Origin of the sequence: Falsiroseomonas oryziterrae (genome assembly GCF_021864505.1) — a bacterium.
In the GTDB taxonomy this organism is placed as follows: domain Bacteria; phylum Pseudomonadota; class Alphaproteobacteria; order Acetobacterales; family Acetobacteraceae; genus Falsiroseomonas; species Falsiroseomonas oryziterrae.
The window spans coordinates 1-2871 of the sequence record NZ_JAKJIB010000429.1 but is presented as its reverse complement, the minus strand read 5'-3'; the positions used below and the strand labels follow the sequence as shown (position 1 = coordinate 2871).

General features: G+C 71.7%; 2 protein-coding genes. One reads left to right on the top strand and one right to left on the bottom strand.

Annotated features, from left to right (window positions below):
* Nucleotides 1-460 (top strand): hypothetical protein (locus L2I40_RS21440; protein ID WP_237217252.1); only part of this gene is annotated, 460 nt, incomplete at its 5' end.
* Between the two features lie 155 nt (nucleotides 461-615).
* Here the strand turns inward: L2I40_RS21440 and parE are convergent.
* A complete protein-coding gene (parE, locus tag L2I40_RS21435) occupies nucleotides 616-2607 on the bottom strand; it encodes a DNA topoisomerase IV subunit B (RefSeq protein ID WP_237217250.1) in 1992 nt (663 codons plus the stop codon).
* Nucleotides 2608-2871 lie beyond the last annotated feature (264 nt).

Below are 2871 nucleotides of genomic sequence, written 5' to 3'. Positions count from 1 at the left end.
GCCGGCGCAGGTGGCGGACTTCACCCGCGGCGGGACGACCTGGCTCGAGCGCGAGCGCCCGGGACTCGGCGCGACCGTGGACTATGCGGGGCCGGCGCGCGCCGCGGTGGCGACCGTGAGCCTGTATGATCGCGGCCAGCCCGGCGTGACGCAGACCGATGCGCGGCTCGCGACGGAGTTCTCCGCCGCGGTGGGCGAGGTGGTCGCGCAGGCCGGCACGCGCACCAGCCAGCAGCTTGCCGAGCGCGACCGCTTCACCGTGCCGGTGCCGGGGGGCGCTCCGATGTCCTGCGCACGTCTGGAAGGCACCTATGGCCGGCAGGAACTGCGCACGCTCGTCTGCCTCGGCGCCGCGGCGGGCCGCTTCATCAAGGTGCAGGTGACGAGCCCGGCGCGCCAGGTGCGGCCGGTGGACCCGCTGCCCTTCGTGGCTGAGGTCACGCGCGCGGCGCGGGGCTGATTTTCCCCACGACGTTGCTGCGCAACGCCGCGGGGGCCCCGGATTGGTGCGTCGCCCCGCCGGATGGCTCATCCTGCCACGGCGAAGCCGTGGCAGGGCCACCGGGGGCGGCGAGGTGTCAGGGACTGCATGGCGCCGCGACAACCAAGCAGTCGCTAGGCGTCCACCGCCTCCTCGTCGAGCTTCGCGGCGTTGTCCTGGATGAAGCGGAAGCGGAGCTCGGGCTTGCGGCCCATCAGCGCCTCGATCAGCTCGGAGGTGCGCGCGCGTTCCTCCGGCGGCAGGACGACCTTGAGCAGCGTGCGCCGCTTCGGGTCCATCGTGGTCTCCTTCAGCGAGGCCGGCGGCATCTCGCCGAGGCCCTTGAAGCGGCTGACCTCGACCTTCTGGTTCGCCTTGAACTCGCGCTTGACGAGCCGTTCCTTGTCGGCGTCGTCCTTCGCATAGACGGTCTTGCCGCCGGCCTGCAGGCGGTAGAGCGGCGGCTGCGCCAGGAAGATGCGCTCCTGCCGCACCAGCTCCGGCAGCTCCTTGTAGAAGAAGGTCATCAGCAGGGCCGCGATATGCGCGCCGTCCACATCGGCATCCGTCATGATGACGACACGGCCGTAGCGCAGCCGCGCGAGGTCGAACTTCTCGCCCACGCCGCAGCCCAGCGCCTCGATCAGGTCCTTCAGCTCCTGGTTGGCGCGAAGCTTGTCGGCCGAGGCGGAGGCGACGTTCAGGATCTTGCCGCGCAGCGGCAGCACCGCCTGGGTCTCGCGGTCGCGCGCCTGCTTCGCCGATCCGCCGGCGCTGTCGCCCTCGACCAGGAAGAGCTCGGTGCCCTCCGCGCTCTCGCGCGCGCAGTCGGCGAGCTTGCCGGGCAGGCGGAGCTTGCGGGTCGCGGTCTTGCGCGGCGTGTCCTTCTGCTCGCGGCGCCGGATGCGCTCCTCGGCGCGCTCCACCGCCCAGGCGAGGAGGTTGCTCGCGGTGGTCGGATCGCCGGCGAGCCAATGGTCGAAATGGTCGCGCAGCGCCGCCTCGACCAGCCGCGCGGCCTCCGGGCTGGTCAGCTTGTCCTTGGTCTGGCCCTGGAACTGCGGGTCGCGCACGAAGACCGACAGCATGCCCGCAAGGCCGCCGAAGACGTCCTCCGCGGTGACGTTGGCGGCGCGCTTGTCGCGCTTGAGCTCGCCATAGGCGCGCAGCCCCTTCACCAGCGCGGCGCGCAGACCGGCCTCATGCGTGCCGCCCTGCGGCGTCGGGATGGTGTTGGCGTAGGTGTTGAGGAAGCCGTCGCCCTGCTCGAGCCAAGTGAGCGCGAATTCGACCCGGCCGGCGCCGTCCGGGAAGGCCAGTTCGCCGGCGAAGGGGGCCGGCACGACCGCGGTGCGGCCCTCGATCGAGGCGGCGAGGAAGTCCACCAGCCCGCGCTCGAAATGCAGCACCGCATCGGCGGGGGTGTCGGTGCCCTCGACAAGCTTCGCGTCGCAGCGCCAGCGGATCTCGACGCCCTTGAAGAGGTACGCCTTGGAGCGGCAGAGCCGGTAAAGCCGCGCGGGCGAGAAGGCCTGCTTGCCGAAGATCTCGGGGTCCGGCCGGAACCGCACCGTGGTGCCGCGGCGGTTGTGGATCGCGCCGAGGTTCTTGAGCTTCTGGACCGGCTTCCCGCGCTCGAAGGCGTGGGCGAAGAGGGTGCGGTCGCGCGCGACCTCGATCTCCATCCGCTCGGACAGGGCGTTCACGACGCTGCTGCCGACGCCGTGCAGGCCGCCCGAGGTGGCGTAGGCCTTGCCGGAGAACTTGCCGCCCGAGTGGAGGGTGGTGAGGATCACCTCCAGCGCCGAGAGCTTCGGAAACTTCGGATGCGGGTCCACCGGGATGCCGCGCCCGTTGTCGCGCACGGTCAGCCAGTTGCCCGCTTCCAGCGTGACCTCGATGAAGTCGGCGTGGCCGGCCACCGCCTCGTCCATGGCGTTGTCGAGGATCTCGGCGGCCAGGTGGTGCAGCGCGTTCTCGTCGGTGCCCCCGATATACATGCCAGGGCGGCGGCGGACGGGCTCCAGCCCCTCCAGCACCTCGATGTCCTTGGCGGAGTAGGTCTCGCCCGCGCTGAGATGGGGCGCGCCCGGCTTCGCGCGGCCGCGTCCGAACAGATCGTTCATGCTGTGTTCTCGTCCTCCCGGCCAACATAGCCAGGGGGTGCGGGGGAAACAACCAAGACCGGCGGAGTCGTGGGAAGTGTCAGCCGGCGAGGGGGGCGCGCCGGACATCGACTGCTAGCCCGATCGGCTCGACCGGATCGGTCGGACGCTGGCCTTAGGGAAATGACCCGTCGGGTGGAAGGTCCCGGGCACGCCGCGGCCTTCGCCGCCCGCGGGCGAGAGCGAGCCGGCGGGCGGCGCGGCGGCGCTGCAGCCTGACGGCGG

Excerpts from the sequence above, each read along its gene's own strand:
- parE (WP_237217250.1), bottom strand. The coding sequence starts at position 2,607 with ATGAACGATCTGTTCGGACGCGGCCGCGCGAAGCCGGGCGCGCCCCAT.